The sequence below is a fragment of the Methylococcus sp. S1M genome, from assembly GCF_051295855.1.
GTDB classification, from domain to species: Bacteria; Pseudomonadota; Gammaproteobacteria; order Methylococcales; family Methylococcaceae; genus Methylococcus; species Methylococcus capsulatus.
The window spans coordinates 20,372-46,855 of the sequence record NZ_JBPDXO010000005.1; the positions used below are offsets into that span (position 1 = coordinate 20,372).

26 protein-coding genes and 1 tRNA gene are annotated in these 26,484 nt (G+C 65.4%); 24 read left to right on the forward strand and 3 right to left on the reverse strand.

Annotation, left to right across the window (positions count from 1 at the left end):
* Positions 1–72 precede the first annotated feature (72 nt).
* The 3 genes from ACSHWJ_RS10050 to ACSHWJ_RS10060 all read right to left on the reverse strand — a co-directional run bounded on the left by ACSHWJ_RS10050 (position 73) and on the right by ACSHWJ_RS10060 (position 2,012).
* Positions 73–918, reverse strand: a complete 846-nt coding sequence (locus tag ACSHWJ_RS10050; protein ID WP_432539732.1) for a helix-turn-helix domain-containing protein — start codon at positions 916–918, stop codon at positions 73–75.
* 216 nt (positions 919–1,134) lie between these two features.
* Positions 1,135–1,287: a hypothetical protein gene (locus ACSHWJ_RS10055; protein WP_017365226.1), complete on the reverse strand. Its 153-nt coding sequence runs from the start codon at positions 1,285–1,287 to the stop codon at positions 1,135–1,137.
* A gap of 164 nt (positions 1,288–1,451) precedes the next feature.
* Positions 1,452–2,012: a CDP-alcohol phosphatidyltransferase family protein gene (locus ACSHWJ_RS10060; RefSeq protein WP_010959732.1), complete on the reverse strand. Its 561-nt coding sequence runs from the start codon at positions 2,010–2,012 to the stop codon at positions 1,452–1,454.
* Between the two features lie 183 nt (positions 2,013–2,195).
* Between ACSHWJ_RS10060 and purM the strand changes: the two genes are divergently transcribed.
* From purM to xerD, 24 genes are all read left to right on the forward strand, one after another.
* Positions 2,196–3,233: a phosphoribosylformylglycinamidine cyclo-ligase gene (gene purM / locus ACSHWJ_RS10065; protein ID WP_432539733.1), complete on the forward strand. Its 1,038-nt coding sequence runs from the start codon at positions 2,196–2,198 to the stop codon at positions 3,231–3,233.
* Between the two features lie 29 nt (positions 3,234–3,262).
* Positions 3,263–3,994, forward strand: coding sequence for a glycosyltransferase family 2 protein (locus tag ACSHWJ_RS10070; RefSeq protein ID WP_010959734.1), 732 nt, complete (start codon positions 3,263–3,265; stop codon positions 3,992–3,994).
* A gap of 12 nt (positions 3,995–4,006) precedes the next feature.
* A complete protein-coding gene (locus ACSHWJ_RS10075) occupies positions 4,007–4,381 on the forward strand; it encodes a cupin domain-containing protein (RefSeq protein WP_010959735.1) in 375 nt (124 codons plus the stop codon).
* A gap of 75 nt (positions 4,382–4,456) precedes the next feature.
* On the forward strand, positions 4,457–5,554 hold the full coding sequence (nadA, locus tag ACSHWJ_RS10080) for a quinolinate synthase NadA (RefSeq protein ID WP_041360646.1): 1,098 nt from the start codon (positions 4,457–4,459) through the stop codon (positions 5,552–5,554).
* A gap of 9 nt (positions 5,555–5,563) precedes the next feature.
* Entirely contained in the window at positions 5,564–6,031 is a 468-nt protein-coding gene (gene rlmH / locus ACSHWJ_RS10085; RefSeq protein ID WP_010959737.1) for a 23S rRNA (pseudouridine(1915)-N(3))-methyltransferase RlmH, read from the forward strand.
* A gap of 4 nt (positions 6,032–6,035) precedes the next feature.
* Positions 6,036–6,644, forward strand: a complete 609-nt coding sequence (locus ACSHWJ_RS10090) for a Maf family protein (RefSeq protein ID WP_010959738.1) — start codon at positions 6,036–6,038, stop codon at positions 6,642–6,644.
* The gene (gene rng / locus ACSHWJ_RS10095; protein ID WP_010959739.1) at positions 6,641–8,095 is read left to right on the forward strand and encodes a ribonuclease G; all 1,455 of its coding nucleotides are present in this window, start codon (positions 6,641–6,643) and stop codon (positions 8,093–8,095) included. The genes ACSHWJ_RS10090 and rng overlap by 4 nt, the downstream gene beginning before the upstream one ends.
* Before the next feature lie 116 nt (positions 8,096–8,211).
* The gene (locus tag ACSHWJ_RS10100) at positions 8,212–12,009 is read left to right on the forward strand and encodes a YhdP family protein (RefSeq protein ID WP_432539734.1); all 3,798 of its coding nucleotides are present in this window, start codon (positions 8,212–8,214) and stop codon (positions 12,007–12,009) included.
* Between the two features lie 48 nt (positions 12,010–12,057).
* Complete coding sequence (locus tag ACSHWJ_RS10105) at positions 12,058–12,879, forward strand: carbon-nitrogen hydrolase family protein (RefSeq protein WP_010959741.1); 822 nt, start codon at positions 12,058–12,060, stop codon at positions 12,877–12,879.
* A gap of 29 nt (positions 12,880–12,908) precedes the next feature.
* Positions 12,909–14,354 carry a metalloprotease TldD gene (gene tldD / locus ACSHWJ_RS10110; protein ID WP_432539735.1) on the forward strand — a complete coding sequence of 482 codons (1,446 nt, stop codon included), beginning with the start codon at positions 12,909–12,911 and terminating at the stop codon, positions 14,352–14,354.
* The gene (pmbA, locus tag ACSHWJ_RS10115) at positions 14,347–15,681 is read left to right on the forward strand and encodes a metalloprotease PmbA (protein ID WP_282213591.1); all 1,335 of its coding nucleotides are present in this window, start codon (positions 14,347–14,349) and stop codon (positions 15,679–15,681) included. The genes tldD and pmbA overlap by 8 nt, the downstream gene beginning before the upstream one ends.
* 827 nt (positions 15,682–16,508) lie before the next feature.
* On the forward strand, positions 16,509–16,988 hold the full coding sequence (locus tag ACSHWJ_RS10120) for a CinA family protein (protein WP_010959745.1): 480 nt from the start codon (positions 16,509–16,511) through the stop codon (positions 16,986–16,988).
* Entirely contained in the window at positions 16,969–17,541 is a 573-nt protein-coding gene (gene thpR / locus ACSHWJ_RS10125) for an RNA 2',3'-cyclic phosphodiesterase (RefSeq protein ID WP_218797207.1), read from the forward strand. Before ACSHWJ_RS10120 ends, thpR begins: the two co-directional genes overlap by 20 nt.
* A 32-nt stretch (positions 17,542–17,573) precedes the next feature.
* Positions 17,574–18,617: a recombinase RecA gene (gene recA / locus ACSHWJ_RS10130; protein ID WP_218797208.1), complete on the forward strand. Its 1,044-nt coding sequence runs from the start codon at positions 17,574–17,576 to the stop codon at positions 18,615–18,617.
* On the forward strand, positions 18,614–19,084 hold the full coding sequence (locus tag ACSHWJ_RS10135; RefSeq protein ID WP_416338588.1) for a regulatory protein RecX: 471 nt from the start codon (positions 18,614–18,616) through the stop codon (positions 19,082–19,084). The genes recA and ACSHWJ_RS10135 overlap by 4 nt, the downstream gene beginning before the upstream one ends.
* A gap of 19 nt (positions 19,085–19,103) precedes the next feature.
* On the forward strand, positions 19,104–21,707 hold the full coding sequence (gene alaS / locus ACSHWJ_RS10140) for an alanine--tRNA ligase (RefSeq protein ID WP_218797209.1): 2,604 nt from the start codon (positions 19,104–19,106) through the stop codon (positions 21,705–21,707).
* Positions 21,708–21,741: 34 nt separating this feature from the next.
* Entirely contained in the window at positions 21,742–22,971 is a 1,230-nt protein-coding gene (locus tag ACSHWJ_RS10145; protein ID WP_218797210.1) for an aspartate kinase, read from the forward strand.
* A gap of 150 nt (positions 22,972–23,121) precedes the next feature.
* Positions 23,122–23,316 carry a carbon storage regulator CsrA gene (gene csrA, locus ACSHWJ_RS10150; protein ID WP_010959751.1) on the forward strand — a complete coding sequence of 65 codons (195 nt, stop codon included), beginning with the start codon at positions 23,122–23,124 and terminating at the stop codon, positions 23,314–23,316.
* Positions 23,317–23,334: 18 nt separating this feature from the next.
* Positions 23,335–23,427 (forward strand) — tRNA-Ser (locus tag ACSHWJ_RS10155).
* A gap of 150 nt (positions 23,428–23,577) precedes the next feature.
* Complete coding sequence (gene rpsP, locus ACSHWJ_RS10160) at positions 23,578–23,832, forward strand: 30S ribosomal protein S16 (RefSeq protein ID WP_017364569.1); 255 nt, start codon at positions 23,578–23,580, stop codon at positions 23,830–23,832.
* Positions 23,832–24,350, forward strand: coding sequence for a ribosome maturation factor RimM (gene rimM, locus ACSHWJ_RS10165; RefSeq protein ID WP_218797211.1), 519 nt, complete (start codon positions 23,832–23,834; stop codon positions 24,348–24,350). The genes rpsP and rimM overlap by 1 nt, the downstream gene beginning before the upstream one ends.
* Before the next feature lie 16 nt (positions 24,351–24,366).
* On the forward strand, positions 24,367–25,122 hold the full coding sequence (gene trmD, locus ACSHWJ_RS10170; RefSeq protein WP_218797212.1) for a tRNA (guanosine(37)-N1)-methyltransferase TrmD: 756 nt from the start codon (positions 24,367–24,369) through the stop codon (positions 25,120–25,122).
* A 4-nt stretch (positions 25,123–25,126) separates the two neighbouring features.
* Positions 25,127–25,471, forward strand: a complete 345-nt coding sequence (gene rplS / locus ACSHWJ_RS10175; protein WP_010959755.1) for a 50S ribosomal protein L19 — start codon at positions 25,127–25,129, stop codon at positions 25,469–25,471.
* Positions 25,472–25,554: 83 nt separating this feature from the next.
* Complete coding sequence (xerD, locus tag ACSHWJ_RS10180; RefSeq protein WP_218797213.1) at positions 25,555–26,484, forward strand: site-specific tyrosine recombinase XerD; 930 nt, start codon at positions 25,555–25,557, stop codon at positions 26,482–26,484.

Below are 26,484 nucleotides of genomic sequence, written 5' to 3' on the forward strand. Positions count from 1 at the left end.
TCCAGGGAAGCCGTCGGTCGGAATACGTCGAGTTGTCCACCGGTGTCCGGACCGCACCCGGCGGTCGACAGTTTAACGGGCGATGACCAATCTGGACGAAACCGACCGGTCGGGTTCTCCGGATTTGTCCGTGTCGGCGCCGCGGGGAATCGGAAACAGCGCTTCCGGCGAAGCGCCGAATAGGTCCTGGCATTCGCGGATGAGGTGGCTCTGGTCGCAATAGCCCGCCGCATAGGCAATCTCGGTCCAGGACGAGAACTTGTTGTGCAGGTACACCGCGTCGCGCAGGCGCAGTACGCGAGCGTATTTCTTGGGAGTCGTGCCGATGGCGTTCTGGAAGCGCCGCACCAGCGTGCGTTCGCCCAGATCGAGGTCGCGCGCCAGCTTCCTGATCGGCAAAGCGCCGCTGGTCCTCGCCAAGGCCAGGCAGGCCGCCCGAGCCAGCTCGTCCACCCGGGGATGGCGCAGCCGGGCCAGCAGGAAGTTTTCGACGCATTGCGCGCGGGCTTTGGGGGATTTCAGGCGGAACAGGTGGTCTTCCAATTCCCGGACCGCCGCCGGCGCAAACAGGTCGCGGCAATCCACCCGGATTTCCGCCACGGCGCCCACCGCGTCTCCCAGGAAGGCGCTCAGTCCCCAGGGGGTCAGGCGCACGGTCACCCCCGACATGGCTCCCCGGCTTTCGAGGTCGAAGCGGTGCGTCTGAAAGCCCGACACGCCGCTCAGCGTCGTGTAGGTCCGGTGCCTGTGCGTTGCCTGGATGGGATGATCGCCGCACAGAAAGCAGACATAGCTTGCCGTGTCGGGCAGCACGGTGCACGTCCCCAACTCCGGCTTCATCAGGTCGTCGTGGACCCACAGCGCCGATACGAATGGCGCGAGCAGGGGCGATGGCGGAAATGAATGAAAGGCGCTCACGGATGTGAGCCCCGCGCGGGGAGTCCGTGAGCCTGTTCGAGGTGGGCAGATCTCATTTTTTGATTATGTAACGAGATGAGCCGGTTGGTTAGGTGCAGGTCTCCCTCGTGGGGTCCGAGTCGTGTTCTTTAATGCTCCGCGCCCTGGCGCGGGGGCTTTGCATTTCTCGCTATCTGGCTTTTCGGATGAACTTGGCTTTGACCGCCCTGGCCTTCTTCAGCTTGACCGTGCAGGGTTTTTTGCCCCCCAGTCGATTTCGGCGGTCAGCGCCTTGAAGTCGATATGCGTCTCCCTTCCTCGCAGCACATCGCCCAGCCGGTCCAGCCTGGCTTCGCGTTCCTCGGCGGCGCATGGGCTCTCTCCGATCATGGCGCTTCAGCCGGGAAATTCAGGTCCGGTATTTCCCAAGCCCCCGGTTTTTCGAGGTGCCCCTTTCTGACTGGAATCTCGACGGTTGTTCCCGGCCCGATGCGTCATTCGAAGCACCCGCCTTGCACATCCGGAGAACCGCCGGATGCGAAGCCCGGAAAGCCTCACCTGCGCCCCTGCGCCGTTTCCAGCCGGTAGTTCCGCCCCCAGACGTAGACGTAGATCGCTCCGCTGGCGATCGTCGTGGCGAGGGTGGCGGCGAGCAGGCCGTCGAGCAGGAACGGGGGCAGTTCGGAGACGCCGCGGTTGAAGAGGATGGCGACGATGAACGCCAGCTGCAGCAGGGTGTTCAGCTTGCTGGCGAGGATGGGCTGGCCGTCGAAGGGGTGCAGCAGCAGGTAGTAGGCGATGGCGCCGGTGACGATCACGGCATCGCGGAGGAGGACGGCGGCGGCCATCCAGACGGGGAGGAGGCCGAGCCAGGCGCCGGCGACGAAGCAGCAGACCAGGAGCAGCTTGTCCGCCAGGGGGTCCAGGTAGGAGCCGAGCCGGGATTGCCAGCCGTAGTGCTTGGCGAGGAAGCCGTCGATCGCGTCGGATACGCCGGCGACCACGAACAGAGCCAGGGCGGCCGTGTAGCGCTCCGCCAGCATCAGGTGGACGACCGGGTAGACCAGGAATATCCGGAGGGTGCTGATGATGTTGGGGATGTGTTCTGGCCGCATGGTCGCACTCCTTACGGGACTTCGATAATCTCCGGATGGGTGAAGGCCGTCAAGCCTTGGGCGGCAGTAACGACGACGGGGCGATGGTGGTAAACTACCCTGTCGCCTTTTCCGGAACGCGCGCCGTCTTGGCCAGGGGACGGCCGGAGGGCCGCGCGGCCCCATCTTCATGCAGGAGTCTCCTTGAAAACCGAAAATCCCCTTTCTTTCGACTACAAGAGCGCCGGTGTCGACATCGCGGCCGGCAATGCCCTGGTGGAGCGCATCAAGCCGGCGGCGCGGAAGACGGTACGGCCCGGCGTACTGGCGGGGTTGGGGGGATTCGGTTCGCTGTTCGAGCTGCCGGTGGATCGCTACCGCAAGCCGGTGCTGGTGGCGGGAACCGATGGGGTCGGCACCAAGCTCCGGCTGGCGATCGAGTCGGGCCGCCACGGCGGCGTCGGCATCGACCTGGTGGCGATGTGCGCCAACGACATCGTGGTGCAGGGTGCCGAGCCGCTGTTCTTCCTCGACTACTATGCGACCGGCAGGCTGGACGTGGACGTTGCGGCCTCGGTGATCGCCGGCATCGCCCAGGGCTGCGAGCGGGCCGGCTGCGCCCTGGTCGGCGGCGAAACGGCGGAGATGCCGGGCATGTACGCCGGAGGCGACTACGATCTGGCCGGCTTCTGTGTCGGCGTGGTGGAGAAGGAGGCGATCATCGACGGCAGCCGGGTCAGGCCGGGCGACCGGTTGATCGGCCTTGCGTCATCGGGGCCGCATTCCAATGGCTATTCGCTCATCCGCAAGATCGTCGATCATTCCGGCCTGGGGCTGGATGCGCCGGTCGCCGGCCGCGCCCTGGGCGACTGGCTGCTGGAGCCGACCCGGATCTACGTCAAGCCTCTGCTCGAACTCCTGAAGTCCGTGGAGGTCCATGCCTTGGCCCATATCACCGGCGGCGGCATCACCGAGAACCTTCCGCGCGTCCTGCCCGTCGGAACCGCGGCCCGGATCGACACCGCCGCCTGGACCATGCCCGAGATTTTCCGCTGGCTGCAACGGCAGGGAGGGGTGGAGACTCCGGAGATGTTCCGGACGTTCAACTGCGGCGTCGGCATGATCGTGTGTGTGGCGCCGGAGGATGAGGCGCGTACCCTGGAGGCGCTGAGCAGCCTGGGCGAGCGTGCCTTTGCCGTGGGCGAAATCATTGCCGGCGAGCCCGCCGTCCATTACGTCTGAGCTCTCATCGAGCGTTCCTATTCCAAGGTATGTCCATGCGCCTTTCGGTCGTCGTTCCCGTCCATAACGAAATAGACAATCTCGAATCTCTCATCGGCGAAATCACCCGGGCGCTGACTCCGCTGGGCGATTACGAAATCGTCTACGTCGACGACGGCAGCACCGACGGGACGCTGGAGAAGCTGCGCGCTCTGAAGACCTCGGTACCCGTGCTGCGTGTGCTCCGGCATGTCCGCTGCTGCGGGCAGAGCACGGCGCTGCGCACCGGCATCCTGGCGGCGCGGGGAGCGTGGATCGCCACGCTGGACGGCGACGGCCAGAACGATCCCGCGGACATCCCCCGCCTGCTCGAAGCCCTGGACCGGCTCGGCGGGGAAACCGGCCGCGGCATGGTGGCCGGCTATCGGCGGAAGCGCAAGGACACCGGCTGGCGCCGGTTCTCCTCGCGTATCGCCAATGCCGTGCGCGGCGGTTTGCTGCGCGACAATACGCCGGATACCGGCTGCGGCCTCAAGGTTTTTTCCCGCGCCCTGTTTCTGGAGCTTCCTTATTTCGACCACATGCACCGTTTCCTGCCAGCCTTGACCCAGCGGGCCGGTGCGCCGGTCGTCTCGGTCGAGGTCAATCACCGACCCCGCCTTTCGGGCGTCTCCAAATACGGCACATGGCACCGGCTGTGGGTGGGGATCGTGGACCTGTTCGGTGTGATGTGGCTGCAGCGGCGCGCGCGTGTTCCGCAGGTCGAGGAACTGGGTGCCTGAGGAGGGAGGGGTATGAAATCACGCACGGGCTGGCCGCTTCTGTTGCTGGCCGTTGCCGCCGGCCTGGACGGCCAGGCCATTGCCGCCGAGGCAGCTTTTTCCCGCCAGGAGCTTTTGGAGAAAGGGTTCGAGCCGGCGGCACCGCGAATCGACGTGCGGGTGGCGCGGGTGGTGCTGCCGGTGGGCTACAAGACGCCGCTGCATACCCACGAAGGGCCGGGGCCGCGCTACGTGGTGCGGGGGAGGGTGCGGGTCGAGGAAGGCGGCCAGTCCAACACCTATGAACCGGGCCAGGTGTTCTGGGAGTCCGGGCAATGGATGAGCATCGAGAACGTCGGCGAAAACGAGGCGGAGATCATCCTCGTCGAGTTGGCGAAACCGAAATGAGCCGTGTCGGTCCGCTTTGTCATACCATACTGGCCCACTTGGTCATTCCTTCCGCCAGAGCAGCCAACGAAGTCCATGAGTGAAACCGCTTTATCCATACACGATTACGCGATGCTCGACGATGCCGAGTGCGAAACCCGCATCCGCGCGGCGCGGGCGGCGCTGGGCAAGCGCTGCGTGATCCTCGGCCATCATTACCAGCGCGACGAGGTGTTCCGGCACGCCGATTTCACCGGTGATTCGCTGAAGCTGTCCCGTCTGGCCTCGCAGTCGGATGCGGAATACATCGTGTTCTGCGGTGTGCATTTCATGGCGGAGGTCGCCGACATCCTGTCCCGTCCGGACCAGGTGGCTATCTTGCCGGACCTGGCCGCCGGTTGCTCGATGGCGGACATGGCGAACCTGGTCGCCGTGGAGCGCTGCTGGCGCGAGCTGGCGACGGTGCTCGATCCGGAAAGCGAGGTGACACCGGTCACCTACATCAATTCGGCGGCCGATCTCAAGGCGTTCTGCGGGCGCCACGGCGGCATCGTCTGTACGTCCAGCAACGCGCAGAAAATCCTGGAGTGGAGCTTCGCCCGGCGCGGGAAGGTCCTGTTCTTCCCCGACCAGCACCTGGGCCGCAATACCGGCTACCGCATGGGGATCCCGCTGGAGGAGATGGTCACCTGGGATTTCGGCAAGCCCTTGGGCGGCCTGACGGAAGACGAGATCCGGCGGGCGCGGATGATCCTCTGGGCCGGTTTCTGCTCGGTGCATCAGATGTTCCGCCCCGAACACATCGACCGTTTCCTCGCGCAATATCCCGACACCCGGGTGATCGTGCATCCCGAGTGCAGCTTCGAAGTCTGCCAGAAGGCGCAGTACATCGGTTCCACCGAGTACATCCTCAACACCGTCCGGGCCGCCGAGCCGAACACGCGCTGGCTGGTGGGCACGGAGCTCAACCTGGTCAACCGCCTGGCCCGCGAGGTCCAGCCGCAGGGCAAATCGGTGCATTTCCTCTCGCCCACGGTGTGCATGTGTTCGACCATGTTCCGGACCGACCCCCAGCATCTGCTCTGGGTGCTGGAGAATCTGGTCGAAGGCCATGTGGTCAACCGGATCGAGGTCCCCGCCGCCATCGCCGCCGAGGCCCGCGGGGCGCTGGAAAACATGCTGCAGGTGGCCTGACTCCGCCCCATGCAGCTCAACCTGGTCTGCGTGGGCGAGCGCATGCCGTCCTGGGTCAACGAGGGGTACGAGGAATATGCCCGTCGCCTGCCGCGCGAATGCGCCCTGATGCTGCGCGAGATCGCGCCGGGCAAACGCACCCGTAATTGCGACATCCAGCGCATCCTCGCCGACGAAGGTCAGCGGATGCTGGCGGCGGTGGGCGGCAATGCGCATATCGTTACGCTGGACGTCGGCGGCAAGGACTGGAGCACGCGCGAACTGGCCGAGGTCCTGGCGCGCTGGCTGCGCGAAGGGCGGGACATCGCCCTGCTGGTCGGCGGACCGGATGGCCTGTCGGACGCCTGCCGGCAGCGCGCCGCGGAAAGCTGGAGTCTGTCTCGGATGACCTTTCCGCATCCACTGGTGCGGGTCATCGTCGCCGAACAGTTGTACCGGGCCTGGACCCTCCTCAACAACCACCCTTACCATCGCTGAGCCCATGCAGGCCGAAGACCTCAAGCTGATCCTCGCCTCGACCTCGCCCAGGCGCCGCGAGTTGCTGGGCCGCTTCGGCCTGCCGTTCGAGGTGCTCGGAGTCGAGGTGGAAGAGGTGCCCCGCTGCGGGGAAGCCGCCGAAGACTACGTGCGCCGGGTGGCATCCGACAAGTCCGCCCGGGGTCAGAGCATGGCGCCCTCCGATGCGGCGGTGCTGGCGGCCGACACCGAGGTGGTGCTCGACGGGCAAATCTTCGGCAAGCCGCAGGGAGCGGAACACGCGCGGGAGATGCTGGGCCGGCTGTCGGGGCGGACCCACGAAGTGCTCAGTGCGGTGTCCCTGCGTCGCGGCGACTGCCACTGGCAGGCATTGAGCGTCAGCCGGGTGAGGTTTCGCGACCTCGGGCTCGAGGAGATCGACGCCTACTGGGCCAGCGGTGAGCCGGCGGACAAGGCGGGCGCCTATGCCATCCAGGGCCGCGGCGAGCTGTTCGTGGCCGAGCTTCAGGGCAGCTTTTCCGGCGTCATGGGCCTGCCGCTGCTGGAAACGGCCCGTCTGCTGCGGCATCTGGGACTGGGGACCGCGCGCCTCCTGGCCGGAGCCGCGCCATGAGCGACGAGATACTCATCAACGTCACGCCGCCGGAGACCCGTGTCGCCATCGTCGAAAACGGGGTCGTTCAGGAGGTGTTGATCGAGCGGACCCGGCGCCGCGGTCTGGTCGGCAACATTTACAAGGGCAGGGTCTGCCGGGTGCTGCCCGGCATGCAGGCGGTGTTCGTCGACATCGGGCTGGAGCGGGCGGCCTTCCTGCACATCTCCGACCTGAGCGCGGCGGAACGCGAGAAGGCCGGCACCGACAAGATCGAAGCCATCTTCAGGGAGGGCCAGGAGATCGCCGTGCAGGTCGTCAAGGACCCCATCGGCACCAAGGGCGCGCGTTTGAGCACCGAGATTTCGGTGCCCTCGGTGTACGAAGTCTACATGCCGTTTTCCAAGACTTCGGGAGTATCGCAGCGGATCGAATGCGAGGCCGAGAGGGCACGCTTGCGGGCCTGTGTGGAGGCATTCCAGCGGGAGCACGGTACCGGCGGTTTCATCGCCCGGACCTCGGCGGAGGGCGTGGACGAGTCCCTGCTGCGGGCGGACATGTTGTTCCTGCTCAAGCTCTGGAATTCCATCGCCCAGCGGATCAAGACCGCGAAGGTCAAGGTGCTGCTGCACGAGGACCTGCCCCTGAGCATGCGCGTGCTGCGCGATCTGCGCCGCACCCGGGTGGACAAGATCCGGGTCGACTCACGGGAAACCCATGCGCGGCTCACCAAGTTCGCGAGAGAGTTCGTGCCCGAGATCGCTCCGATGATCGAGCATTACGCCGGTGAGCGTCCGCTGTTCGACCTCTACGGCGTGGAAGAGGAAATCCAGAAGGCGCTGGAGCGGCGGGTGACGCTCAAGTCCGGCGGCTATCTGATCTTCGACCAGACCGAGGCGATGACCACGGTCGACGTCAACACCGGCGCCTTCGTCGGCGGGCGCAACCTCGAGGAAACCATCTTCAAGACCAATCTCGAGGCGGCCCAGGCCATCGCCCGTCAGCTCCGGCTGAGGAATCTGGGCGGCATCATCATCATCGACTTCATCGACATGCGGGACGAGGATCACAAGGCACAGGTCCTGCATGCCCTGAGCCGGCACCTCGAGCGCGACCCGGCCAAGAACACCATCAGCGAGGTGTCGCCCCTGGGCCTGGTGGAGATGACCCGCAAACGTACCCGCGAGAGCCTGGAGCAGGTGCTGTGCGAGCCATGCCCCGCCTGTGGCGGGCGCGGGGTGCTGAAGACGGCGGAAACGACCTGCCTGGACATCTTCCGCGAGATCATCCGCGAGGTGCGCCAGTACCAGGTTCAGGAACTGCTGGTGCTGGCGTCCAACGAGGTGGTGGAGCGGCTGCTGGACGAGGAGGCGGACACGCTGTCCGAGCTCGAATCCTTCATCGGTGTCCCGATCAAGTTCCGCGCCGAGTCCCAGTACAACCAGGAACAGTACGATGTCGTGATCCTTTAGCCCCATGCTTTCCCCGACCCCGGCGGCGTTTTGCGGGCATCCGGCCGGCGTGGGAGAATCCGCCGACGCCTTCGGGCGAGGTTTCCTGTCGATATTTCCATGCGGCTACCGGTCTTTTGAAAAGCATCCTACGCGTTTCCGCCCGCGCCGTCCGTTACGGAGCGCTCGTCGCACTGCTCGGACTCGCCGCCGGGTCCGCGGCGTTCCGGTGGTGGCTGATACCCGGGATCGACGAGTTCAAGGGGTACTTGGAACAGCGGATAGGGCGGCTCGGCGGCGAAAACATCCGGATCGGTCACATTTCGGCGGCGCTGTGGACCGGGACGCTGGAGCTGGTGCTGCGCGAGGTCTCCGTCCTCGACGACGCGGGTGCCGAGTCCCTCCGTTTCGCCGAGATACGGCTCGGCATAGCGGCCATGGCTTCATTGATGGCGCACGACCTGCGCGTGACCTGGCTCGAGCTGCGCGGTACCCCGCTGTCCCTGCGCCGTCTCGCCGACGGCGGCTTCGGCATCGTCGGCTTGCACGCGATCGAGACCATTCCGGACTGGCTGCGAAGCCTGGGTTCTTTCCGGATCAGCGACTGCCGGATCGACTGGCAGGATCTTCAGCGGGGCGGTGCCAGGCTGGAACTGGGCGACGTCGATCTGCTGCTGGTCAGCCGCGGCGACCGCCACCGGCTGAGCGTTAGCCTGGACCCGCCGGCGGCGCTCGCGGGTACCGTGCGGGTCGGTTTCGACCTGCGCGGGGACCTGTTCGAATCCAGCACGCTGTCGGGCAGCCTCTATGCCGATGCCGAGGATCTGGCTCTGACCGCGCTGGAGGACGAATTGCCGGCGGGCTTCCGTCTGGGGTCTGGGCTCACGGACGTGCGTGCCTGGGGTCAGCTCTCGGCGGGCAGTATCGAGTCGCTCGCAGCGCGCTTCGGCGTCCGCAACCTCCGCATCGAGCAATTGTCTGGCGGACCCGGCAACACGCCGGGCTTGGCACTGGCCGCCCTTGCCGGCGACGTGTTCTGGCACCGTGAAGCGGGCGGCTGGCGGATCAACGCCCAAGGGCTGAAAGTGGTGTCCGGCGGGCATGAATGGCCATTGTCCCGCCTGGCCCTGGCGGTGACCCGGGGCTCGGACGGCCGTGTTGCATCGGCTTTTGCCGTCGCCGACACCGTCGCCCTGGACGACCTCCGCCCGCTGTGGTTCATGCTCGGGTTGCCCGCTCCCCCGCCGGCGGGGAGGCTCGAGGCGCTCCGTTTCGGCTACGAGAGTGCAGGGAACCCCCGCTTCGGCCTGTGCGCGCACTTCGCCGACATCGTGCTTCCGGCCCGCGACGGTCTGCCCGGCGCCGCCGGTCTCAGCGGCCACGTCTGCGGCAGTGACGAGCGCGGGAGGGGAGTGGTCCGCATGCAGAATGGTGTGCTGGACCCGGCCGGCATGCTGGCCGAGCCGGTCCTGATCCAGCAGGCCGACATCCCTCTGGCGTGGCGGCGGACCGGTGAAGACTGGGCCATGCGCGCAGACCGGGCAAGACTGGAAACCGGCGACTGGTCTCTGTCGGCGTCGTTCGGTCTCAGCCGGAGGGCGGGCCAGGGGCTTTGGGTCGATCTGCGGGCCGAAGCCGGGGCGGCGGACGCCTCCCGCCTCAAACGTTATTTCCCGGCCAAGACGTTTCCGCTGCTGGGTCGCTGGCTCGACCAGAGTTTGGAGCACGGCCGGCTGGATGGCGCCCGCCTCCGTTTCGGGGGGCCGCTGGCGGCGTTTCCGTTTCGCAAGGGCGAAGGGCTATTTCAAGCCGACGTCGGGTTTTCCGGTGTGCGTCTGCGCTACGATCCGGAATGGCCCGCCTTGGAGGATGCCGCCGGGACGGTTCGTTTCTCCGGACCGGGGATGGAGGTCGAGGCGGCCAGTGGCCGACTGGCCGGTGGCGAGATACGTGGCGCCAGAGCCACGGTTGCCGACTTGGCGAAGGACGCGGTCATCGGCATCGAGGGTCGGGTATCGGCGACCTTGGCGCAGTGCCTCGAGTTTTTCCGGACCACTCCGCTCCGTCCGGTGGCCGATAAAGTGGATGCGGTGATGACGGTCGAGGGGGACGTGCTTCTCGATCTGGCCATGAGAGTTCCGATGGAAAGCAAAGCGCCGCCGTTCAAGCTGGACGGTACCGCGCGGCTGAGCCGGACCCGTGTCGAGCTCACCGGTCTCGCCGAGCCGGTCGAGAAGGCCGACGGTGAACTGGGATTCACCGAGGACGGGCTGGTGTCCGGCCGGCTCCAGGGACAATGGTTGCACAAGGCCGTATCCGGCCGGGCCCGGCGCAGCGGTGATGGCCTGGACGTGGATGTGAGCGGACAGTTCCCGGTGGCGGCATTCAGGGACAGGTTTCCGAACCCCCTCTGGCGCCATCTGGCGGGGGCCATTCCCCTGACCGTGAGCGTCAGGCTGCCCGTTGCCATGGAGCCGGGCGGCGGTGTGCCGCTGAGTCTGAGTTCGGATCTCGTTGGCACGAAGGTGATCTTACCGGCACCTTTGGGCAAGGCGCAGGGCGAACGGAGGATGTTCCGCCTCGACACTCGGTTGGGGGGGGCTGCCACGCGGATCGACCTGAGCTATGGCGCCGACGTCACGGCGCGGCTCGATCTGGGCGGGGAAGACTACCGCCTGAAGGGTTTGCAGCTCGCGGTGGGAACGGGGTTGCCGAAGACTGCCGACGGCTCCGGCTTGCGTGTCGTGGTCCGGTCGCCGAGCCTGGATCTGGCGCCTTGGGCCGATGTCTTCGCCGCCGGCGGCCCCGAGCGCGAGGGTATCGGGATGGACGTCAAGGCGCTGGACGTGCAGATCGGACGGTTGCTGTGGGATGGCGCGGCGAAAGGACCGGTGGTCGTGCAGGCGGTCGGGCGAGCGGGCGGCCTCCGGGGCATGATCGACTCGGCTTACGTCAAGGGCGGATTCGACGCCGACATGGCTGCCGGGCGGCTGTCCAGCATCAAGGCCGATCTCGATTTCGTCAAACTGTCCCGGCTGGACGAGAAGGCGGTCGCTTCGACCGACTCCTGGCTGGACACCCTCCATCCGGGCAGTTTCCCGTCCTTGAGTCTGGTCGGTCGCCATGTGCTCTGGCATGGTTTCGACGTGGGGCGGCTGCAGGTCGAAGTGGACAGCCAGGCGCGCGGCATCGTGCTGCGTTCGGCCAGTCTGCGTTCCGACAATCACGAACTCGTCGTCGAGCGGGGCGAATGGACGCGCCATGGCGGTACTGACAGGACCCATATCGCCGGTACGCTCAAAGTGAAGAATTCGGGCATGCTGGCGGCGGAGTTCGGCTACCCGGAGTTCGTGCGGGATACGCCGGCGGAGGTGAACTACACACTGAACTGGGCAGAGACGCCGTTCGGGGTCTCCTCCGCCAATCTCGCCGGCACGGTCGACATGAAACTGGGCAAGGGGGCGCTACTGAAGGTGGATGTGGGGATAGGCCGGTTTCTCGGACTGTTCAACGTCGATGCCTTGTGGCGGCGCCTCAGCCTGGACTTCTCCGACCTGTTCGGCGCCGGCATGGCCTACGACGGCATCGCCGGCAAGCTGGATATCGCCCATGGAAGGGCGGAGACGAAGGGCTTCGTGATCGACGGCGTGGCGGCCAAGATCGTTATCGATGGCGGCGTGAAGCTGGCGACCCGGGAGGTCGACCAGGTCGTGACGGTGATCCCCAACACCAGCATCGCCCTGCCCGTTGCCGGCGTCCTCATGGGCGGTCCGCTCGGGCCGGCGGTGGGAGCGGCAGTGGGGGCCGGCGTGTTCGTCGCCGACAAGATGATGGACGGACAGGTGGAGCGTCTGACCCAGACACGCTATCGGGTCGAGGGCAGCCTGGACAATCCGGTCATCACCAAGGATTCGGGCGACGCGCCGCGGGAGTGATACCGGGACGGTCAAGAATCGATTTGAAATTTGGTAGAGAGAGAAGGAATGAAAAAAATGATTTGTGCAGCGGTTCAAATGGCTTCCGGACCGCAAGTCGGGTCGAATCTGCTGGAGGCCGGCCGGCTCGTCAAGCAGGCCGCGGAGGCCGGCGCCAGGCTGGTGGTGCTGCCGGAGAATTTCGCGATCATGGGCATGACCGAAACCGACAAACTCGGTGTGGCGGAAACCGACGGCAGCGGGCCGATCCAGGAGTTTCTCGCGGGCGCGGCCGAGCGCCACAAGGTCTGGCTGGTCGGCGGGACCATGCCGATGTGCGCCGGAGACGGCCGGGTGCGGGCATCGTGCCTGGTCTACGACGACCACGGGAGACGGGTCGGCCGCTACGACAAGATACATCTGTTCGACGTCGTGGTGCCGGGTACCGAGGAAACCTACCGCGAATCCCTGACCATCGAACCCGGCACCGTGCCGCTGGTGCTGGATTCGCCGTTCGGCGCGCTGGGGATAGCCATCTGCTACGATCTCCGGTTCCCTGAACTGTTCCGTCGCATGGCGCAACAAGGGCTGGACCTCCTCGCCGTGCCGGCGGCTTTCACCGCCCGCACCGGGGCGGCGCACTGGGAAATCCTGGTGCGCGCGCGCGCGGTCGAAAATCTCTGTTATACCGTGGCATCCAACCAGGGCGGCTTCCACCTGAACGGACGGGAGACCTTCGGCCATAGCATGGTGGTCGATCCCTGGGGCAAGGTGCTTGCGTCGCTGCCCACGGGCGCCGGCATCGTCTGTGCCGAAATCGACCGCGAGCGTCTGGCGCAGGTACGCGCATCCTTCCCTGTGCTCGAACACCGGCGCCTGCATTGCGCCTGAACCTCCCAAAGCAAACGGCTTGAGTCATCATGGCAACTGAAATCGTGGCGATCGCCGAACGGGCGATCCTGGAGCCCTGCGGGCTGATCCCGCAGGACATCGAAAAGGTCGTGGCCCGGCTGGCGGGCAGCGACATCGACGATGCCGACGTCTACCTCCAGTCCAGCCATTACGAGTCCTGGTCGCTGGAGGACGGCATCGTCAAGGAGGGTTCCTACGGCATCGAGCAAGGGGCTGGACTGCGCGCCGTTTCCGGCGAGAAGACCGGCTTCGCCTACAGCGATGAGCTGGCGTTGCCGGTATTGCTGGAGGCGGCGGGTAACGCCCGCAGCATCGCCCGTGGCGGGCAGGCCGGCCGTATCGCCGTCTCCGGCGTCCAGCCCGTGCCGCGGCTGTATGCCCCGGTCGATCCGCTGGCATCGCTGCCGGCGGAAGCGAAGATCGATCTGCTGCGCAGCCTCGACGCCGAGGCCCGCCGTGCCGATCCCCGCGTCGAACAGGTGTTCGTCAGCCTCTCCGGAGGCTATTCCTCGGTGCTGATTTTCGGGTTGGACGGTGCGATGCACGGCGACGTGCGGCCCTTGGTGCGGCTCAATGTCAGCGTCATCGTCGAGGCCGGCGGCCGGCGCGAACAGGGCAGTGCCGGCGGCGGCGGACGAACCGACTACGGCTTCTTCTTCGAACGGGACCGGGCGCTGGGTTATGCCCGCGAAGCAGTGCGCCAGGCTCTGGTGAACCTGGAGGCCGGCGACGCTCCGGCCGGGACCATGACGGTGGTGCTGGGCCCCGGCTGGCCCGGCATCCTGCTGCACGAGGCCATCGGCCACGGTCTGGAAGGCGATTTCAACCGCAAAGGCACGTCCGCCTTCAGCGGCCGGGTCGGGGAGAGGGTCGCCTCGCCTCTATGTACCGTGGTGGATGACGGCACCGTGCCCAACCGCCGCGGTTCCTTGAGCATCGATGACGAAGGCACGCCCACCCGCCGGACCGTGCTGATCGAAGACGGCATCCTCAAGGGCTACATGCAGGACAGGCTCAACGCCCGCCTGATGGGCGCGGCACCCACGGGTAACGGCCGCCGCGAGTCCTACCAGTGCCTGCCCATGCCGCGCATGACCAACACCTACATGCTGCCGGGCGAGCATGCGCCGGAGGAGATCATCGCTTCCGTGGCGAAAGGTCTGTACGCCCGCAATTTCGGCGGCGGCCAGGTCGACATCACGTCCGGCAAGTTCGTGTTCTCCGCCAGCGAGGCCTATTTGATCGAAGGCGGTCGCATCACCCGGCCGGTGCGGGGCGCCACCCTGATCGGCAACGGACCGGATGTGCTGATGCGGGTCAGCATGGTTGGCAACGACCTGGAACTCGACCCCGGCGTGGGCACTTGCGGCAAGGATGGGCAGAGTGTGCCCGTGGGAGTCGGCCAGCCGACCCTGAAAATCGACGGATTGACCGTAGGAGGTACCCGTGTCTGACACTAGAACCGAACTCGAACGGCTCGAATCGCTGACCCGCCTCTGCCTGGACGAAGCCGCCAGGCAGGGCGCGAGTGCCGCCGAAGTCGCCTGCAGCGCCGACCAGGGCCTCTCGCTCACCGTCCGGCTGGGCGCAGTGGAAACCATCGAGCACCACCGCAGCCAGGGTGTCGGGATCACGGTTTATTACGGGCAACGCAAGGGGTCGGCAAGCACCACGGATCTCAGCGAACGGGCGCTGACGGATACCGTAGGCGCGGCCTGCCGGATCGCCCGCTATGGCGCCGAAGACCCCTGCGCCGGCCTGCCCGAAGCGGAGCTGCTGGCCAAGGACATCCCGGATCTGGACCTCTACCATCCCTGGACGCTGGACGCGGAGCAGGGCATCGAACTGGCCCTGGCCTGTGAAAACGCGGCGCGCAGTCATTCCGACGCGATCACCAACTCGGAAGGCGCCAGTCTCAACGCCTTCGAAGGCGTACGGGTACTTGGCAACAGCCTCGGCTTCCTGCACGGCTACGCCAGCAGTCGTCACAGTCTGTCCTGTTCGGTGATCGGCGAGCGCGACGGCAACATGCAGCGGGACGATTGGTGGACCGTGGCGCGCGACCCGGCCGAGCTGGAATCCGTCGAAGCGGTGGGACGCAAGGCCGCCGAGCGCACCGTGCGCCGGTTGGGTGCGCGGGGCCTGTCGACCCGGCAATGCCCCGTGCTGTTCGCCGCCGACGTGGCTTCCAGTCTGATCGGCCATCTGATCGCAGCGATCCGCGGCGGCAATCTCTACCGCAAGTCCTCATTCCTGCTCGACGCCCTGGGACAACGCATCTTCCCCGAATTCGTCCACATCCACGAACGGCCGCACCTTCGCCGGGGCTTGGGCAGTGCCCCTTACGATGCCGAAGGCGTGGCGACCCGGGACCGCGACCTGGTCCGCGACGGCGTGCTCGAATCCTATGTGTTGAGCACCTACTCCGCCCGCAAGTTGGGGTTGCAGACCACCGGCAACGCCGGCGGCGTGCACAATCTCATCGTCGCTCCGGGGCAGGAGGACTGCGACACCCTGATCCGGCGGATGGGCACCGGTTTGATCGTCACCGAACTCCTGGGGCAGGGCGTCAACATCGTCACCGGCGACTATTCGCGCGGTGCGGCGGGTTACTGGGTGGAAAACGGTGAAATCCGGTTCCCGGTGGAGGAAATCACCATCGCTGGCAATCTCCGGGACATGTTCGGTCACGTCGTCGCCATCGGCAACGACGTCGATCTCCGCGGCAACATTCGCACCGGATCGATTCTGATCGAGTCCATGACGGTGGCGGGTGATTGACGGGCCGCAAAGCTGGTTTGCGAGTCATACGCCGCACGACGGCCCGGCGCATGCCCGTGACGGCGTCACGGGGCGAATGGGCGCCGGCCCGGGACATGCCGGGAAACAAACTCCTCCCCCCGGTGGGGGCTGCTTCCCTCGCGGGGGAGAAGGACAGGGATGAGGACGGGATTCGGCCTTTCGCCTGCAGCCGCTTCACGACAAGCTTGAGCTGCGCCGAAGACTGCGGCAGCCCGGGAGTTTTCCAGGCATTTCCCTCGACCCGGGCCGATGGGTCGTTTGGCCAGAGCCGCTTCGACCGGGTGTGCTGAATGACGAATTGATGGGCTTTCGCGCCGGCGATGACGAAAGTTTTCAAGCCAGATTTCGATCGTTTCCGATTCGCCCATGAGGTCGATCGCGATAAAACCTGGACCCGTGTCTATGGCCGGTGCCGTTGCGGAGCGCCGGTCTGGCGCGCGGGGCTTCTCCAGGGAAAGCGGCCCGCGGTCGGGAGAACCGACTGAACGGCACGAAACACCGCGACGGGCGAGCCGGCCGAGGCCAGACCGTGGCCGAGCGGCATCGACCCGCCGGTCGAAGGGCGATTCGGTTCTTTCCGCCGAAAACCGGGCAAGCCCAATGCCGGGGATCGAGGACCCGGATCTCGGCGGAATCGGCAGCGGCGGCTTCTTCAGTTGCGACGCCGGATGGCGTCGGGGATTTCGGTTGTCTCGTGGACGGCGTAGGCTACTCCGGATGCCGTTCCGGGTTCGTCTGGGAACGGTCTGTTTGGGTCGGGGGCTGCGAGTCGGGAGGGTTCGGTGGACGCACAGGGCGATCGTGAGATGTACGTTCTGGCCGGGAAGGTCGGCCGGCAGCTGCAAGACCGGGGGCGCCGTCTGGTCACGGCCGAATCCTGCACCGGAGGCTGGATCGCCCAGTGCGTGACGTCCGTCCCCGGCAGCTCGGGTTGGTTCGAACGCGGCTTCGTGACCTACAGTAACGAATCCAAGCAGGAGCTGCTCGGCGTGCCGGCCAGACTGATCGCTGCGCACGGTGCGGTGAGTGCGGAAACCGTGGCGGCCATGGTCGGCGGCGCGCTGGCGCACAGCCGGGCCGACTGCGCGGTGGCGGTCAGCGGCATCGCCGGTCCCGAAGGCGGCAGTCCGGACAAGCCGGTGGGAACCGTCTGGCTGGCCTGGCAGTTGAAAGGGGAAGCACCCCTCACGCGGTGTTTCCGGTTCGAGGGCGATCGGGAGGCGGTGCGGCGGCAAGCCGTGATGGCGGCTCTGGAAGGACTGACCGATGTCTGCTCTGCTTCCTGAACCGCCTCCGCTGCGTCTGTTTTTCGCGCTTTGGCCGGACGCGGGTGTTCGTGAGACCTTGGGTAGGCTGGTCCGCTCCCTCCGCCGTACGGTCAAAGGGCGCTGGGGCGAGCCGGACAAGCTCCATCTCACTCTGGCATTCCTGGGGGCGGTGCCGGCGGAACGTTTGCCGGAGCTGACAGCAATGACGGAGGATCTCGATCTGCCGCCCTTTGAGTTGGCGCTGGACCGGCTGGAATACTGGCAGCGTAACCGAGTGTTGTGTCTGGGAGCAAGCGCAACCCCCCCGCTGCTCATCGAACTGGCCGGAATCCTGAATTCGAAGCTGGGTCGGGCTGGATTCCCTGTCGAGCGGCGGCCGTTCCGGCCGCATCTGACATTGGCGCGCAAGGCCGAGGCGGCTTGGTCCGCCATGCCTTTGAAGACGTCCGTGACCTGGCCGGTGGATCGCGTCACCCTCGTCGAGTCGCGCCTTTCCAGGGCCGGCCCGCTCTATCTCGTGCGTGCCGAAAAGCAGTGGCGGGCTATGCCCGAAATGGCCGCTATGAAATAATGTCGATTTCCACTTTCGACGCAGTAACCCGGATGGACGAGAACAAACGCAAGGCCTTGGGTGCCGCTCTTTCCCAGATCGAGAAACAGTTCGGCAAGGGATCGGTGATGCGCATGGGCGATGTCGCGGCGGTCCGGGACATCGACGTGATTCCCACCGGCTCCCTGGCGCTGGACATCGCGCTGGGCTGCGGCGGTTTGCCGCGTGGTCGCATCGTCGAGATTTACGGGCCGGAGTCCTCGGGCAAGACGACGCTGACTCTGGAGGTCATCGCCCAGGCGCAGAAGACCGGCGGCGTGGCGGCTTTCGTGGATGCCGAGCATGCCCTGGACCCGGTCTATGCCGAGAAGATCGGAGTGAACCTCGACGATCTGCTGGTGTCCCAGCCGGATACCGGCGAGCAGGCGCTGGAAATCGCGGACATGCTGGTGCGTTCCGGCGGCGTGGACGTCGTGGTGATCGACTCGGTGGCGGCGCTGACGCCCAAGGCCGAACTCGAAGGCGAGATGGGCGATTCGCACATGGGTCTGCAGGCCAGACTGATGTCGCAGGCCTTGCGCAAGCTGACCGCCAACATCAAGCGCTCCAACACCCTGGTGATCTTCATCAATCAGATCCGCATGAAGATCGGCGTGATGTTCGGCAATCCGGAGACCACCACCGGCGGTAACGCGCTCAAGTTCTACGCCTCGGTGCGGCTGGACATCCGCCGTTCGGGGGCGATCAAGAACGGCGACGAGGTGATCGGGAACGAAACCCGCGTCAAGGTCGTGAAGAACAAGGTGGCTCCGCCGTTCCGCACCGCCGACTTCGAGATTCTCTATGGCGAGGGCATCTCGCGCGAGGGCGAACTGATCGACCTCGGCGTGAACCACGACATCGTACAGAAGTCCGGTTCCTGGTACAGCTATGGCGGCGACCGCATCGGCCAGGGCAAGGACAACGTCCGGATCTATCTCAAGGAGCATCCGGAGGTCGCGGCTGCCATCGAGGCGGCCGTTCGCGAGAAGGCGTTGGCCGGGTTCCAGCACGCACCGTCCGCCGAGCGTGCAGCGCTGGAGGAGAGCGGGTTCTGAGCGGAACCGAAGACACGTTCGAAGCCGCACGTGCCGTTTGCCTGCGGCTCTTGGCGCGGCGCGAACACAGCCGGCTCGAGCTCCAGCGCAAGCTCGCCGCCCGTGGTTTCGAATTCCCGACGATAGCAGCCGTTCTGGCCGAGTGTTCGGACCGGGGGTGGCAGAGCGATGCCCGTTTTGCCGAAGGTTTCGTGTGCGCCCGCAAGGCGAAAGGGTACGGCGTCAACAGGATTCGTCAGGAACTGCGGCTGCGCGGGGTCGAGGCGGACCTTGCGGATTCCAGGGACTGGATGACGGACATGGATCGTGTCTATACGAAGAAATATCGCGGAAAACTTGCGGTGACGACGCCTCGGGAGCGTGCGTCAAGGGCGAGATTTCTCGCGCAACGGGGTTTCACGTCCTCCCAGATCCGGGATTTTTTCGAGCGTCTGGGAGTGGACGGCGAATACCCGGACACCGATTGAAGACCTTGGAAAACCGAGCATGACCAGTGCGGAATTACGCGCCCGATTCCTGAAATTCTTCGCCGACCGCGGCCATACCGTCGTGGCTTCCAGTTCCCTGGTGCCCGTCAACGATCCCACCCTGCTGTTCACCAATGCTGGCATGGTGCAGTTCAAGGATGTGTTTCTGGGGCGCGAGCACCGCCCCTACGTACGCGCCGCGAGCGCCCAGCGCTGTGTCCGTGCGGGTGGCAAGCACAACGATCTGGAGAATGTCGGCTACACGGCGCGTCATCACACCTTTTTCGAGATGCTGGGCAATTTCAGCTTCGGCGACTACTTCAAGCGCGAGGCGATCGTCTACGCCTGGGAGTTCCTGACCGAGGTGCTCATGCTGCCGCCGGAACGGCTGTGGATCACGGTATACGCCGAGGACAAGGAAGCCGAGCGGATCTGGCTGGAAGAGGTCGGCGTCGATCCGGGCCGCTTCACCCGCATCGCCACCTCCGACAATTTCTGGTCCATGGGCGACACCGGTCCCTGCGGACCGTGCAGCGAGATTTTCTATGACCATGGTCCCTCCGTCGCCGGCGGGCCTCCCGGGACGCCGGAAGAGGACGGCGACCGCTACGTCGAAATCTGGAACCTGGTGTTCATGCAGTACGAGCGTGCCGGCGACGGCACGCTGACGCCTCTCCCCAAGCCCTCGGTGGATACCGGCATGGGGTTGGAGCGGCTCGCTGCGGTGATGCAGCGGGTGCACAACAATTACGACATCGACCTGTTTCGCAATCTGGTCAAGGCCGCGGCCGAGTTGGCCGGCACGGCCGACCTCGCCCAAAGTTCGCTGCGGGTGATCGCCGACCACATCCGCTCCTGCGCCTTCCTGGTCACCGACGGCGTACTTCCGTCCAACGAAGGAAGGGGTTACGTCCTGCGCCGGATCATCCGCCGGGCGATCCGCCACGGCTACAAGCTCGGCATCCGCGAGCCGTTCTTTTACAAGCTGGTCGGGCCGCTCTGTGCGGAAATGGGCCAGGCCTACCCCGAACTGGTCGAGGCCCGCCCGCGGGTCGAACAGGTGCTCGACAAGGAGGAGGAGCGCTTCGCCGAGACGCTGGAGCAGGGCATGAAGATACTCGACGTCGCCATACGCGATCTGGGTAGCCCGGTGATATCGGGTGACACCGCCTTCCAGCTTTACGATACGTACGGCTTCCCCGTCGATCTGACCGCGGACGTGGCACGTGAGCATGGTCTGCAGGTGGACATGGCCGGATTCGAGCGGGCCATGGAGGCCCAGCGCGAGCGGGCGCGGGCGGCCAGCCATTTCAGCGTGGATTATTCGCAGGAGATCCATCTCGACGTGGCGTGCGAATTCACCGGCTACCGGAACGCCGTCGAGGACACGCGGATCGTGGCGCTGCTGCGCGACGGTCAGGCCGTGGACCGGCTGGAGGCCGGCGAGGACGGCGTGGTCGTGCTGGAGAAGACGCCGTTCTATGCCGAATCCGGCGGCCAGGTGGGCGACCGCGGCGTGATCCGCAGCGACTCGGCGGTGTTCGAGGTGGCGGATACCCGCAAGCAGGGCAGCGACCTGATCCTGCACCGGGGGAAGCTGCGCGAGGGGGTCTTGCTCCGGGGGGCGGTCTGCCGGGCGGAGGTGGAGCAATCCCTGCGCCAGGCCACGGCCTTGAATCATTCGGCCACCCATCTCTTGCATGCGGCGCTGCGCCGGGTGCTCGGAGAGCACGTCACGCAGAAAGGGTCTCTGGTCGACCCCGAACGGCTGCGGTTCGATTTCTCGCATTTCGAACCTGTCAGTCCGGAGCAGCTCGACGAAATCGAGCGTCTGGTCAACCGGGAAATCCGTCGCAATGCCGAGGTCACCGCCGAGGTCATGGCCAAGGACGCCGCAATGAGGCTCGGCGCCATGGCACTGTTCGGCGAAAAATACGGTGACGATGTGCGGGTGCTCAGGATCGGCGATTTTTCCACCGAGTTGTGCGGCGGCATCCACGCCCGCCGTGCCGGCGACATCGGCCTGTTCAAGATCGTGAGTGAAAGCGGCGTCGCCGCCGGCGTGCGCCGCATCGAAGCCGTCACCGGGGCTGCCGCGGTGGAGGCGGTCGAGGCCACGGAACGTTTGCTGCGACGGCTGGCCGAGCGCATGAAGGCCGGCCGCGACACCCTTGAAGAACGGCTCGATCAGATGTTCGAGAAGAACCGCGCGCTGGAAAGGGAGCTGGAACGGCTGAAGGCCAAGACGGCCGGCGCAGCCGGTGCCGACCTGGCGTCTCGGGCGGTCGACATCGCTGGCGTCAAGGTACTGGCCGCGCGCGTCGATGAAGCGGACGCCAGGATGCTGCGCGAGTTGGTGGATCAGCTCAAGGACAGGCTGGGCAGCGCCGCCATCGTGCTGGCTGCGGTGGAAGGCGGGAAAGTCAGCCTGGTCGCCGGCGTGACCAGGGACCAGACCGGACATATCCGTGCCGGCGATCTGGTCAACAGCGTCGCGACCCGTATCGGAGGCAAGGGCGGTGGGCGGCCCGATCTGGCCCAGGCGGGCGGCAATCGGCCAGAGGAGTTGCAGGGCGCCCTCGACGGCGTCCCGGAATGGGTGCGGCGGATGCTCAATGCCTAGCCTTTTCAGGATTCGAACGTAACAGACATCGACCATGGCTTTATTCGTACACAAATACGGCGGCACCTCGGTCGGCTCGCCGGAGCGGATCAAGAACGTCGCGAAGAACGTCATCCGGGCGCGCAGCCGGGGCGACGACATCATCGTCGTGGTGTCGGCCATGAGCGGTGAAACCAACCGCCTGGTGGCGCTGGCGCATGAAATGCATGAACGGCCCAGCACCCGTGAAATGGATGTGCTGCTGGCCACCGGCGAGCAGGTCACGATCGCGCTGTTGAGCATGGCGCTGGAGGCGGCAGGGTGCCCGGCCTGTTCCTATACCGGCGGGCAGGTGCGGATCCTCACCGACGATGCACACACCAAGGCGCGCATCCTCGACATCGACACCGACCGTATCCGCAGCGATCTCGCGGCCGGACGCGTGGTCGTGGTGGCGGGTTTCCAGGGGATCACCGAGGCGGGTGACATCACCACCTTGGGGCGGGGCGGCTCCGACACCACGGCGGTCGCCCTGGCCGCTGCACTCAAGGCGGACGAATGCCTGATTTATACCGACGTGGATGGCGTCTATACCACGGATCCGAGGATCGAACCGAAGGCGCGCCGGCTGGACCGCATCACCTTCGAGGAAATGCTCGAAATGGCGAGCCTGGGGTCCAAGGTGCTGCAGATTCGCTCGGTCGAATTCGCCGGCAAGTACAACGTCCCTCTGAGAGTCTTGTCCAGTTTCGCAGCCGGTCCCGGCACATTGATTACATATGAGGAAGCAAGTGTGGAAAAACCTTTGATCTCCGGTATCGCCTTCAATCGCGACGAAGCGAAACTGACCGTCAAGGGCGTGCCGGACAAGCCGGGCGTGGCATATCAGATCCTGGGGCCCGTCGCCCATGCCAACATCGAAGTGGACATGATCGTCCAGAACGTCGCGGAGGATGCGACCACGGATTTCACGTTTACCGTCCACCGCAACGACTACCGCAAGGCGCTCGACATCCTGCAGGCGACTTGCACGGCCCTGGGCGCGCGCGAAGTGGCGGGAGACGACAAGATCGTGAAAGTTTCGCTGGTGGGCGTGGGGATGCGCTCGCATGCCGGGATCGCCGCCCGGATGTTCGAAGCCCTGGCGCGGGAAGGCATCAACATCCGCATGATATCCACTTCCGAAATCAAGATTTCCATCGTCGTGGACGAAAAATACCTCGAGCTGGCGGTACGTACCCTGCACGAGGCATTCAATCTCGATCGCGAGCCGGACGCGGTTTGAGCCCGGAGTCGGCCGAACCTTTATCCTGTGACCGAAAGCTGCTAGAATCGATCAACTGGTAGATCGATCGCGCCTGACGGGTGGGGGTTGGCAGCGCGGCAGCCGCGGCTCTTGTCAACTTGGTGTGGGCAATGGACAAAGGAAGGGTTTATGCTGATTTTGACTCGTAGAGTGGGTGAAACCCTGATGATTGGTGATGACGTGACAGTCACTGTGCTGGGTGTGAAGGGAAACCAGGTGCGCATCGGAGTCAATGCGCCGAAGGACGTGTCCGTTCATCGCGAAGAGATTTACGAAAGGATCAAGAAAGAGCAGCAGGCCGGTCCCGAGCACGACAGCGATTGATTCCTTCCCGTTTTCCCTGGAGAGATGGCCGAGAGGCTGAAGGCGCTCCCCTGCTAAGGGAGTATGCGGTCAAAAGCTGCATCGAGGGTTCGAATCCCTCTCTCTCCGCCAGTTCAGGATAAGCCCGGTGCCGGATGGCGACCGGGTTTTTCTTTTCAACCCTGGTGCTTCCCAGTGGGGCAAGACGGCAGGGCTTCACAATTATTCAGGATCGCATACAATACGCGTTTTTATCCGTACGGTTTGACTAGAGGCACAGGCATGGTAAGCATTCGGTTGGCGCGCGGCGGCGCAAAGAAGCGTCCTTTCTATCACGTCGTGGTTGCGGAGAGCCGCAGCAAGCGTGACGGCCGTTATATCGAGCGCGTGGGGTTTTTCAATCCGATTGCACGGGGCCAGGAAGAGCGCCTGCGGCTGGATGAGGGCCGCATCGCATACTGGATCGGCACCGGCGCCAAGCCTTCGGACCGCGTGGTTTCGCTGATCAAGGAATTCAAGAAGCAGCAACAGGTTTGATGCCGGGGAATTCCGGCAATGATCGGTCCGTCGTGGTGGGCCGGGTTTCCGGCGCCTTCGGTGTGAGGGGCTGGGTCAAGGCCGTTTCCTTCACCGATCCTCCCGTCAATCTGGTCGGTTACCGACCTTGGACGTTGCGGCGGGGTGATGCCGAGCGCAGGGCCGACGTTTTGGAAGGCCGCGAGCACGGCAACGCAGTGATCGTGCGGCTGCAGGGCGTCGATACCCGTGAACAGGCCGAGGCGCTGAAAGGCTTCGAAGTGACGGTTCGCCGGAGCCAACTGCCGCCACCAGCGCCGGGAGAGTATTACCGTGTCGACCTGGTCGGCTTGAAGGTAGTCAACCTTGGAGAGACGGTCTTGGGCGAGGTCGTCGACGTGATGGAAACCGGTGCCAACGATGTGCTGGTGGTGCAGGGCGACCGCGAACGGCTTTTGCCGTTCGTACAGGGCGTATTCGTCAAATCCGTGAATCTGGAGGAGTCGCGGATAGTGGTCGACTGGGACCCAGAGTTCTGAAATAGCGGGTGGTTGCGTGCGTTTCGACATCGTGACCCTGTTCCCGGAGATGGTCCGGGACGCGGCGCGGTACGGTGTCACGGGGCGGGCGCTCGCCGCGGGAAAGGTCTCCCTGGAGGTGTGGAACCCCCGGGATTTCACCCGCGATCGTCATCGCACCGTGGACGACCGGCCGTACGGCGGTGGTCCCGGCATGGTGATGAAGGTGGAGCCCTTGCGGGATGCCATTCGTGCGGCGAAGGGGCAGGCGACGCCGGGGGCGCGGGTCGTGCTCATGAGTCCGCAGGGCACCCGGCTCGATCAAGCAGCGGTGCGCAGGTTCGCAGCGGCCCCGGGCCTGATCCTGGTGGCGGGCCGTTACGAAGGCGTGGACGAGCGTCTCATCGAAACCGAGATCGACGAAGAGTGGTCGATCGGCGATTACGTGTTGAGCGGCGGTGAACTGCCGGCCCTGGTCGTATTCGACGCGGTGGTGCGCCTCCTGCCGGGTGTGCTGGGCGATGCGGAATCGGCGGAGCAGGAGTCTCATGCCGAGGGTTTGCTGGATCATCCGCACTACACCCGGCCGGAACGGGTAGCAGGGCGGGACGTTCCCGCGGTGTTGCAGAGCGGCAACCATGCCGCGATCGGGCGCTGGCGCCTGAAGCAGGCACTGGGGAAAACATGGCTCAAGCGGCCGGATTTGCTGGCCTGCCGGGTGATGACTCCGGAGCAGCTCGAGCTCCTGGATGAATTCAAGCGGGAATTTGAACTTCAAAAGAACAGAGGTTAGTTTCATGAATATCGTTCAACAGCTCGAATCCGAATGGATGAGCGGCAAGACCATTCCGGCGTTCGGTCCCGGCGATACCGTCGTGGTGCAGGTGAAGGTCAAGGAAGGCAACCGCGAGCGTCTGCAGGCCTTCGAAGGCGTGGTCATCGCCAAGCGTAACCGCGGCTACAATTCCGCCTTCACCGTGCGCAAGGTTTCCCACGGCGAAGGCGTGGAGCGCGTGTTCCAGACCTACAGTCCGCAGGTCGAGGAAATCCAGGTCAAGCGGCGCGGCGACGTGCGGCGGGCAAAGCTGTACTACCTGCGTGACCGTGCCGGCAAGGCGGCCCGTATCAAGGAAAAGATCTGACCGCTCGCAGGGCGTTTGCGCAGATTGATCGGTCGACGAGAATGAAGGGCGGTTTTTCCGCCCTTTGTTTTTGAGGGGAAGGGGTGAGTGAGGTTCTGCCCGATGCCGGAGCAGTCCGGGAGGCCGACCTTCTGGCGATCCAGCGCTTCGTCGAGTCGCTGTGGGTGGAAGAGGGTTTGAGCCCTCACACACTCAAGGCCTACGGGAGCGATCTCCGTCTCTTCGCAGCCTGGCTGGCAACCAACCGGCGCGCGGAGCTGACTGCACTGACCGGGGAAGACGTCGAGGCCTATCTGGGGTGGAGGCACAGCCGGAAAAGCAAGAGCCGGACTTCGGCGCGCGTACTTTCCTCCATCCGGCATTTCTGCGCGTACCGACTGCGACGGGGCGAGATCACCGGTGATCCTTGTGCCTTGATTGCTCCGCCGAAGCTGGGGCGTTTCCTTCCCGACACGCTGACAGAATCGGAGGTGGAGGCCCTGCTGGCCGCGCCGGACGTCGATACGCCGCTGGGCTTCCGCGACCGGGCCATGCTGGAAATGCTCTACGCCACCGGTTTGCGCGTCTCCGAGCTGGTCGGTTTGAGCTTCGGCCAGATCAGTCTGCGCCAGGGGGTGGTCCGGATCAGTGGCAAGGGGGACAAGGACCGGTTGGTGCCTGTCGGCGAGGAAGCCCTGGACTGGCTGGAGCGCTATCTCGACAAGGTGCGGCCAGTCACCCTGAAGGGTAGGCAGAGTGATTTCCTGTTCGTCACCGACCGTGGGGGGGCGATGACGCGCCAGGCCTTCTGGCATCTCATCAAGCGTTACGCCGGGCAGGCCGGGATTTCCAAGCCGTTGTCCCCCCATACCCTGCGTCATGCCTTCGCGACTCATCTGCTGAATCACGGGGCGGATCTCCGCGTCGTGCAAATGCTGCTCGGACACAGCGATCTGTCGACCACCCAGATCTATACCCATGTCGCCCAGGAGCGGCTCAAGGAACTGCATACCCGCTTCCATCCGCGGGGCTGA

Excerpts from the sequence above, each read along its gene's own strand:
- ACSHWJ_RS10055 (WP_017365226.1), bottom strand. The coding sequence starts at position 1,287 with ATGATCGGAGAGAGCCCATGCGCCGCCGAGGAACGCGAAGCCAGGCTG.
- ACSHWJ_RS10060 (WP_010959732.1), bottom strand. The coding sequence starts at position 2,012 with ATGCGGCCAGAACACATCCCCAACATCATCAGCACCCTCCGGATATTC.
- ACSHWJ_RS10070 (WP_010959734.1), top strand. The coding sequence starts at position 3,263 with ATGTCCATGCGCCTTTCGGTCGTCGTTCCCGTCCATAACGAAATAGAC.
- ACSHWJ_RS10075 (WP_010959735.1), top strand. The coding sequence starts at position 4,007 with ATGAAATCACGCACGGGCTGGCCGCTTCTGTTGCTGGCCGTTGCCGCC.
- nadA (WP_041360646.1), top strand. The coding sequence starts at position 4,457 with ATGAGTGAAACCGCTTTATCCATACACGATTACGCGATGCTCGACGAT.
- rlmH (WP_010959737.1), top strand. The coding sequence starts at position 5,564 with ATGCAGCTCAACCTGGTCTGCGTGGGCGAGCGCATGCCGTCCTGGGTC.
- ACSHWJ_RS10090 (WP_010959738.1), top strand. The coding sequence starts at position 6,036 with ATGCAGGCCGAAGACCTCAAGCTGATCCTCGCCTCGACCTCGCCCAGG.
- rng (WP_010959739.1), top strand. The coding sequence starts at position 6,641 with ATGAGCGACGAGATACTCATCAACGTCACGCCGCCGGAGACCCGTGTC.
- ACSHWJ_RS10105 (WP_010959741.1), top strand. The coding sequence starts at position 12,058 with ATGAAAAAAATGATTTGTGCAGCGGTTCAAATGGCTTCCGGACCGCAA.
- tldD (WP_432539735.1), top strand. The coding sequence starts at position 12,909 with ATGGCAACTGAAATCGTGGCGATCGCCGAACGGGCGATCCTGGAGCCC.
- ACSHWJ_RS10120 (WP_010959745.1), top strand. The coding sequence starts at position 16,509 with ATGTACGTTCTGGCCGGGAAGGTCGGCCGGCAGCTGCAAGACCGGGGG.
- thpR (WP_218797207.1), top strand. The coding sequence starts at position 16,969 with ATGTCTGCTCTGCTTCCTGAACCGCCTCCGCTGCGTCTGTTTTTCGCG.
- recA (WP_218797208.1), top strand. The coding sequence starts at position 17,574 with ATGGACGAGAACAAACGCAAGGCCTTGGGTGCCGCTCTTTCCCAGATC.
- alaS (WP_218797209.1), top strand. The coding sequence starts at position 19,104 with ATGACCAGTGCGGAATTACGCGCCCGATTCCTGAAATTCTTCGCCGAC.
- ACSHWJ_RS10145 (WP_218797210.1), top strand. The coding sequence starts at position 21,742 with ATGGCTTTATTCGTACACAAATACGGCGGCACCTCGGTCGGCTCGCCG.
- csrA (WP_010959751.1), top strand. The coding sequence starts at position 23,122 with ATGCTGATTTTGACTCGTAGAGTGGGTGAAACCCTGATGATTGGTGAT.
- rpsP (WP_017364569.1), top strand. The coding sequence starts at position 23,578 with ATGGTAAGCATTCGGTTGGCGCGCGGCGGCGCAAAGAAGCGTCCTTTC.
- rimM (WP_218797211.1), top strand. The coding sequence starts at position 23,832 with ATGCCGGGGAATTCCGGCAATGATCGGTCCGTCGTGGTGGGCCGGGTT.
- rplS (WP_010959755.1), top strand. The coding sequence starts at position 25,127 with ATGAATATCGTTCAACAGCTCGAATCCGAATGGATGAGCGGCAAGACC.